The following is a 2051-nucleotide window of genomic DNA, read 5'->3' as shown; positions in this document are numbered from 1 at the left end:
ACCAGCACCCGCGACTCGCGCACCGCCCGCAGCAGCTCGCGCAGCCGCTGCACCTCGGCGGGCTGGGCGGCGGAGTCGACCGTGCGGCCGTCGGCGAAGACGCCCTCGAAGCAGACGAGACCGCCGGGCCGCAGCAGGCGCAACGATTCGGCTAGATAGTCCAGGCACTCCAGCCGGTCGCCGTCGCAGAAGACCAGGTCGTAGCCGCCGTCGGCGAGGCGTGGCAGCACCTCCAGGGCGCGGCCGGGGATGAAGCGCGCGCGGTTGCCCGCGAAGCCCGCCGCGCGGAACGCCTGCCGGGCGAACTGCTGGCACTCGGGGTCGCTGTCCACCGTCGTGAGCACGCCGTCGGGCCGCATGCCGTGCAGGAGGTGGATGCCGGAGACGCCGGTGCCCGTGCCGATCTCGGCCACCGCCTTGGCGTCCACCGCCGCGGCGAGCAGGCGCAGCGCGGCGCCGGTGCCGGACGACACCGAGCGCAGGCCCGCCTCCAGGGCCCGGTCCCGGGCCCAGCGCAGCGCCTCGTCCTCGGCGACGAACGCATCGGCGAACGCCCAGCTCGTCTGCCGGTTGCCGGTAATGGCCCTCTCCTGTCCCCGTAGTCGACGCAACCGTGACTGTATCCGCTGACCACGGGAACCCGCAGATGGGACCGTGCGTTGAAGGGGCGGGACGGCAAATGGAGGGGATGGCCGGGAGGACGGGGGAAGCAAGACCAAATGCAGGTCAAAATTCCTTATCCGGAGCTAACGGGCGGGATGGATATGGTAGGGGCTCTACTGGACACCACCAGAGCCGACAGGGGAGGTGCGGCTGCGGCCGACGACCGCCGGGGAGTGCTCAAGCGCTTTCGCAGGTCCGCCGGCGAGCCGAAATCCGTGACCAAGACCGCTGACCGTTCGCGCACCAACGACTCCGCACAGACCGCGACCTTCGCCACCGATGCGGACTCGCAGGCGTGGACGCCTCCCACCTGGGAGGAGATCGTCAGCACGCACAGCGCCCGCGTCTACCGCCTGGCCTACCGCCTCACCGGCAACCAGCACGACGCCGAGGACCTCACGCAGGAGGTCTTCGTCCGGGTCTTCCGGTCGCTCTCCACGTACACCCCCGGCACGTTCGAGGGGTGGCTGCACCGCATCACCACCAACCTCTTCCTGGACATGGTCCGGCGACGCCAGCGCATCCGCTTCGACGCGCTCGGCGAGGACGCCGCGGAGCGGCTCCCCAGCCGCGAGCCCTCCCCCCAGCAGCACTTCAACGACACGCACTTCGACGCGGACGTCCAGCAGGCGCTGGACACGCTCGCCCCGGAGTTCCGCGCCGCCGTCGTCCTGTGCGACATCGAGGGCCTGTCCTACGAGGAGATCGCCGCGACGCTGGGCGTGAAGCTCGGCACGGTCCGCAGCCGGATCCACCGCGGCCGTTCCCACCTGCGCAAGGCCCTCCAGCACCGCTCGCCCGCCGCCCGGGCCGAGCAGCGTGCCGTGGCGGGCGTGGCCCCCGGCGTTCCTGTCAGTGGGGAGGTAGGGATCGCGTGACCGGTTCAGGCGGTCAGTCCCCCGCCGAGCACCATCTCGGCGACCGCCTCGCGGCCCTGGTCGACGGGGAGTTGGGACACGATTCTCGGGAGCGGGTGCTCGCCCACCTGGCGACCTGCTGGAAGTGCAAAGCCGAAGCCGACGCGCAGCGCCGGCTCAAAAGCGTGTTCGCGGAAGCGGCGCTCCCGCCGCTCTCCGAGAACTTCCTGGCCCGGCTCCAGGGCCTGGCCGGCGGAGATCCCCGCGCCCCGCTCGGCGCCGATCACGACGGCCGGGCCGACCACCGCCCGGATGCCCAGGAGGGCCATGAGGGCCCCGGAGGGCCGGGAAAAGCCGTACTCGGCGCCCGGGCTGACTCCCTCGCGCCCCTCGGCCTCATCCCCGGCGGCGCCGCCCGGCCCCGCGAGGGCGGCTTCCGGATCCACGAGATGCCCGAGCCGCCCCGCGGTGGCATACGGGGGCGGCGGATCGCCTTCGCCGCCGCCGGGGCCGTCTCGCTGGCCGCGTTCG

The 2051-nt window shown here is 72.8% G+C and carries 3 protein-coding genes; 2 read left to right on the top strand and 1 reads right to left on the bottom strand.

Translation table 11 applies throughout. The annotated features are described in order from the left end of the window. Nucleotides 1-611: O-methyltransferase (locus tag V7793_RS36845; RefSeq protein ID WP_336014037.1), on the bottom strand; the 611-nt coding region annotated here is incomplete at its 3' end. 153 nt (nucleotides 612-764) lie between these two features. On the opposite strand from V7793_RS36845, the gene sigE reads away from it, so the two are divergent. After that, nucleotides 765-1541: an RNA polymerase sigma factor SigE gene (gene sigE / locus V7793_RS36840; protein WP_168090757.1), complete on the top strand. Its 777-nt coding sequence runs from the start codon at nucleotides 765-767 to the stop codon at nucleotides 1539-1541. Further along, on the top strand, nucleotides 1538-2051 hold a 514-nt coding region (locus tag V7793_RS36835), incomplete at its 3' end, for an anti-sigma factor family protein (RefSeq protein WP_336014036.1). The genes sigE and V7793_RS36835, both read left to right, overlap by 4 nt.

Source organism: Streptomyces sp. KLMMK, assembly GCF_036961605.1.
In the GTDB taxonomy this organism is placed as follows: domain Bacteria; phylum Actinomycetota; class Actinomycetes; order Streptomycetales; family Streptomycetaceae; genus Streptomyces; species Streptomyces telluris.
Note: the sequence above shows the minus strand (reverse complement) of the source record. Positions and strands in the feature narration are given on the sequence as shown.

What these genes read in the sequence shown, in the direction of transcription:
- sigE (WP_168090757.1), top strand. Translation starts at nt 765, where the DNA reads ATGGTAGGGGCTCTACTGGACACCACCAGAGCCGACAGGGGAGGTGCG.